The organism is Streptomyces sp. NPDC058469 (genome assembly GCF_042721125.1).
GTDB lineage: Bacteria > Actinomycetota > Actinomycetes > Streptomycetales > Streptomycetaceae > Streptomyces.
In genome coordinates this window covers 1-6463 of the sequence record NZ_JBHXME010000291.1, presented here as the reverse complement: position 1 = coordinate 6463, position 6463 = coordinate 1, and the positions used below count along the sequence as shown (strand labels likewise).

The window sequence follows — 6463 nt, the reverse complement described above, 5'->3', positions numbered from 1 at the left end:
CACCCCCCGAACACCCCCACCAACGCCCCATGCGACACCCACACACCCTTCGGCCGCCCCGTCGACCCCGACGTATAAATCACCGACGCCAACTGACCAGCCACAACAGCCACTTCAGGCGCACCCGCCGGAAGCTCCCGCAAAACCCCCTGCACAGCCGGGTCATCCAGCCACACCGCAGCCCCTACAGAACCCTCCAGCCCCAACTCCCCGGCCACATCCCGATGTCCCACCAGCACATCCGCCCCGCTGTCCGCGAGCATGAACTCCAGCCGCTCCATCGGATACTCCGGATCCAGCGACACGTACGCCGCCCCCGCGACCCACACCCCCACCACCGCAACCACCAGATCCACACCACGCCCCAGGCACAGCCCCACCACCGACTCCGCACCAACCCCCAACCCACGCAAGTGATGCGCCAACCGGTTCGCACGGGCCATCAACCCGCCGTACGTCAGCACCTCACCGTCCGACACGACAGCCACCGCATCCGGCGCCACAACCGCCCGCCCGGCAATCAGCTCATGCACCCCACCCACCCCAGGCAAGGCCAACTCCGCACCACACCCACCCCGCACCAACCCCTCAACCTCACCCACCGACACCACCGGCACATCGCCCACGCGCTGTCCCGCGTCGTCGGCGACGGCATCGAGTACGGCGGCCAGACTCCGGGCCAGCCGCTCCGCCGTCGCGGGGTCGAAGAGTGCGGTGCTGTACTCGATCTCGCCCGAGAGTGCGCCTTCGCCGGCGTCGCCGAACCTGAGCGTCAGGTCGAACAGGGTGCCCCGCGGTGCCGTGTCCGCGTCCTTGATCCGCACCTCGCCCCTCGCCCGGCCGTCGCCCTGTCCCAGCAGGCTCGTGCCGTCCCGCGGGTCCTCCATGGCGTAGTTGAAGAAGACCTGGAAGAGCGGTGTACGAGAGCGGTCCCGCTCGGTCACCAGCGCGTCCACCAACTGCTCGAACGGCACGTCCTGGTGGGCGTAGGCGTCCAGCGCGGTTTCCCGTACCCGGTCGAGGAGTTCACCGAAGGTCGGGTCCCCGGACAGATCGGTACGCATCACCAGGGTGTTGACGAAGAAGCCGATCAGGTCCTCGGTCTCGGCCCGGTTCCGGTTGGCCACCGGTGTGCCCACGACCACGTCGTCCGCTCCGCAATAGCGGCCGAGCACCACGTCGAAGGCGGCCAGCAGCGTCATGAACATCGTGGAACCGTGCTCGCGCGACAGCGCCCGCAGCGCTTCCGCGGTCTCCGCCGGGACGGTGAACCGGGTCGCCCCTCCCTCCGAGGAGCGCGTCTGCGGCCGGGGGCGACCGGTCGGCAGCTCAAGCACGGGAAGCGCGTCCAACTTGCCCTGCCAGTACTCAAGTTGGCTGTCCAGGGCTTCTCCGGCCAGCCACTCCCGCTGCCACACGGCGAAGTCCGCGTACTGCGCGGACAGTGGCGGCAGCGGATTGGGCCGACCGGCCCGGAACGCCTCGTACAGAGCGGCCAGTTCGCGCCGCAGGATCCTGCCCGACCACTCGTCGAAGACGACGTGATGCATCGCCAGCGCCAGGACGTGCTCGTCGGCGGCCAGCCGGACGAGCGCGGCCCGGATCAAGGGCCCGTTCGCCAGATCGAAGGGTGCTGTCATGTCCTGCGCGATCAGCCGTTCGGCCGCGCTCAGCGGCTCGGCGTCGCCGGACACGTCGACCACCGGCATCGGGATCCCCGACGGCGGGTCGATCACCTGATACGCCACTCCGTCGACACCGTCGGAGAGCCGGGTGCGCAGCACCTCGTGCCGCGCCACCAGCGCGTCCAGAGCCGTCCCGAGCGCCGCCACGTCAAGCACCCCGTCCAGACGGATGGGCAACGGCAGGTTGTACTCGGTCGAGCCAGGCTCCAAGTGGTCCAGGAACCAGAGCCGTTGCTGGGCGAACGACAGCGGCAGCACCTGGTCGCGATCGACAGCCCGTACAGGCGGTACGACCAGACCCCGCGCGGCGCCCTCCACCGCGTCGGCGAGGTCCCGCACGGTCGGATGGTCGAACATCGTCGCCACGGGTATGTCGGCCCCGAACACGTCCCGGATACGGGAGATCACCTGCGTGGCCAGCAGAGAATGTCCGCCGAGCTCGAAGAAGTTGTCGGTGACACCCACCCGGTCCACGCCCAGGAGCTGAGCCCACACCCCGGCAAGCAGTTCCTCGGTGGCTCCCGACGGCGCCGCAAACGCCCCCAACTCCAGGCGCACACCCTCTGGTTCGGGCAGCGCGGCCCGGTCCAGCTTCCCGTTCACGGTCAACGGCAACGACGCCAACTCCACAAACACCGACGGCACCATGAAGGCCGGCAGACGCTCACCCGCGAACTCCCGCAGCCCAGCAACCGACGGAACACCCACACTGTGATCAGCCGGAACCAGATACGCCACCAGCCGCCGGTCATCACCCTCGCCATACACCGTCACCACAGCGGAACGGACCATCGGATGCGCCGCCAGCACCGCCTCGACCTCACCGGGCTCGATCCGGAACCCACGCACCTTCACCTGGTCATCCGCCCGGCCGACGAAGTCCAACCGCCCATCCGCCAGCCACCGCACCCGGTCCCCGGAGCGGTACATGCGGGTGCCGTCCGCGGTGAACGGATCGGCCACAAACCGCTCCGCCGTCAACCCACCACGACCCCCATACCCCCGCGCCACCCCAACACCAGCAATGAACAACTCCCCCACCACACCCACCGGCACCGGGCTAAGACGTGCGTCCAGCACATACACCCGCGTATTCGCCAACGGCCCACCTATCGACGGCGCACCCACAGCCCCCTCATCCACCGGGCCGGCACACGCAATCACCGTGATCTCAGTCGGCCCATACCCGTTGAACATCCGCCGACCCGACGCCCACCGCTCCACCACCTGAGCGCCCACCCGCTCCGACCCCACAAACAGACTGCCCACCCCCGACAGCCCACCCGGATCCAACACCCCCAACAACGACGGCGACACACTCGCCGCCCCCACACCCTCAGCACCCACCAAAGCCATCAACGCACCCGGAGCAGCCCGCTCAGCACTGCCGGCCACCACCAACACCCCACCCGCAGCCAGCGTCACCACCACATCCAGGACAGCCGCATCAAAACTCAACGACGCAAACTGCAACACCCGCACACCCGGACCCACACCCAACGCCGACCGCAACACCAACGCCAGATTCACCACACCACCATGAGCAACCTGCACACCCTTCGGCCGCCCCGTCGAACCCGACGTATAAATCACATACGCCAACTGATCAGGAACCACCGACACCTCGGGTGCGACCGCCGGCAGACCCGCCAGCGCCTCAGCAACCGCCGGGTCATCCAGCAACACCACGTCGTCCACGACAGCGCCGAGCACCGCCGCATCCCGATGCCCGATCAGCACCTTCGCCCCACTGTCCGCGAGCATGAACTCCAGCCGTTCGACCGGGTATTCGGGATCCAGCGGCAGATACGCCGCTCCCGCCTGCCATGCACCCAGAACGGCCGTGATCATGTCGGCCCCGCGCGGGAGGCAGAGCCCCACCACTGACTCCGCACCCACTCCCCGACCCCGGAGGTAGTGCGCCAGCCGGTTCGCACGAGCCATCAACCCGCCGTACGTCAAAGACACTTCACCCGAGACCACCGCCACCGCATCCGGCATCGACAGCGCCCGCGCGGCGATCAGCTCATGCACTCCACCCACCTCGGGAAGAGACACCACAGCGCCCTGCCACTTCCCCACCAACTGATCGCGCTCAGCGGCGGTCAGCAGCGGAAGCGCGGCAACCGGCCCGTTCGCGTCCACGGCGAGGGCGTCCAGCAGTGAGACGAGGTGTCCCGCCATCCGCTCGATCGTGGAGGCATCGAACAGCGCGGTGCTGTACTGCAGCTCTCCCGCCAGTTCCTCGCCGCTGTCCCCCAGCCTGAGCGCGAGATCGAAACTGATCAGCATCGGGCCGTCCGGGGAGAGTCCGCCCGATCCACCCGACTCGTCAGCCGCGTTCTCCCAGACGAGATCGCCCGGCTGACCGCCTGCATCGCCCTCTGCTTCTGCCGTGTCGAAGTTGAAGAGGACTTGGAAAAGGGGACTGCGGGATCGGTCGCGTTCCACCACCAGGGCGTCGACGAGTTGCTCGAAGGGCACGTCCTGGTGGGCGTAGGCACCGAGCGCCATCTCCCGCACCCGGCCCAGCAGTTCGGCGAAGGACGGGTCACCGGACAGATCGGCCCGCATCACCAGGGTGTTGACGAAGAATCCGATCAGATCCTCGGTCTCGGCCCGGTTCCGGTTCGCCACCGGCGAGCCGACCACCACATCGTCCGTATCCGCATACCGGCCCAGCAGCACACTGAACGCCGCCAGCAGCGTCATCGACATCGTCGTCCCACTACGACGGGACAGCGCCCGCAAGGCTTCAGCGGTCGCGGCCGACACCCGCACCCCCACCACGCCGCCCTCGGTGGAACGCACCGCCGGACGCGCCCGGTCCGTCGGCAACTCCAGCACCGGAGCCGCCGCCAACACCCCCCGCCAGTACGACAGTTGCTCCTCCAGGACCTCACCGGTCAGCCACTGCCGCTGCCACACCGCGAAGTCCGCATACTGCACAGCAAGCGGCGCCAACGGATCCGGCCCGCCGTCGCGGAACGCCTCGTACAGCGCCGACAGTTCACGCCGCAGGATCCGCCCGGACCACTCGTCCGACACCACGTGATGCATCACCAACGCCAGCACATGCTCATCCGCCGACAGCCGGACCAACGTCGCCCGCACCAACGGACCCACCGACAGATCAAACGCCCGCCCCGCATCCACCGCCACCAACGCCCGCGCAGCCGCCCCCGGATCCACCGCGTCCGACACGTCCACGACCGGCAGCGGAACGGATACCGGCGCATCGATCACCTGATACGCCACACCCTCCGCACCCGCCACCAACCGCGTCCGCAACACCTCATGCCGCGCCACAACACCCGACAACGCCGCACCCAACGCAGACACATCCAAGTGCCCCCGCAGGCGCACGTGTGCCGGGGCGATGTATTCCGCGGAGCCGGGGTCGAACTGGTCGAGGAACCACAGGCGTTGCTGCGCGAACGACAGCGGCAGGTTCTGGCCTCGGTCGGCCGGCGTCACCGAAGGCGCGGTCTCCCAGGCGGACTCTTCAATGACAGATGCCAGCCCTCGTGCCGTCGGCTGGTCGAAGAGAGCCGAGAGCGGCACCTCGACGCCGAACACCTCACGGACCCGGGAGATGACCTGGGTGGCAAGCAGCGAATGCCCACCGAGTTCGAAGAAGTCGTCTGTCGCACCGACGCGGTCCAAGCCGAGCACCTCGGACAGAATCCCGGTCAGTAGTTCCTCGTTCTCGGTGGTCGGAGCAACGAATCCGTCCACTCCACTGCCCTGGACTCCTTGTGGTTCGGGGAGTGCGGCACGGTCGAGTTTCCCGTTCGCCGTCAACGGCAGTACAGCCAGCTCCACGAACACCGACGGCACCATGTACTCCGGCAACCGAGCCCCAACAAACCCCCGCAACTCACCCACCGCCGGAATACCGTCCCCGGCATCCTCCGGCACCACATACGCCACCAGCCGGCGCTCCACACCCTCACCCCGAGCCGACACCACCACCGACCGCACCAACGGATGCCCCGCCAGCACCGCCTCCACCTCACCCGGCTCAACACGGAAACCCCGCACCTTCACCTGAAGATCCACACGCCCCAAAAACTGCACCCTCCCATCCACCAACCACCGCACCCGGTCCCCCGACCGATACATACGACTGCCATCCGCAGCGAACGGATCCGCCACAAACCGCTCCGCCGTCAACCCACCCCGGCCCCGATAACCGCGCGCCACCTGCCCACCCGCAATGAACAACTCACCCGCCACCCCCACCGGCACCGGGCTAAGACGTGCATCCAGCACATACACCCGCGAACCCGCCAACGGCCGCCCCAGCGACACCACACCATCCCCACCCAACGGCCCCGCCAGCACACCCACCGTCGACTCCGTCGGCCCGTAATGGTTGACCACCACCCGGTCCCCCGCCGCCACCACCAACTCCCGCAACCACGACACCGACGCACCCTCACCACCCAGCACCACACCCCGCGCCGGCACCAAACCCCCCAGACCCCCACCGCCCCCCACCGCCAACGCCGCCAGATGCGACGGCACCACCTTCACAAAATCGATCCCCCACGCCCGCCAGTACGCCGCCACCGCCCGACCGTCCACCGCCGCATCCGCACCCACCACATGCAGCACACCACCCGACACCAGACACCCGAACACCACCGTGTTGCCCAGGTCCGTCACCACCGGCTGCAACAACCCGAACCGGCCCCCCACCCCCGACCAGCCCAACCGCTCCACCACACCCACCGTGTACTGCAACAACCCACCGTGCGTGACCTGCACACCCT

The 6463-nt window shown here is 68.4% G+C and carries 1 protein-coding gene; it reads right to left on the bottom strand.

From position 1 onward, the window contains the following. On the bottom strand, positions 1-6434 hold a 6434-nt coding region (locus tag ACFWP5_RS51330), incomplete at its 3' end, for an amino acid adenylation domain-containing protein (RefSeq protein ID WP_384173991.1). Positions 6435-6463: the final 29 nt, after the last annotated feature.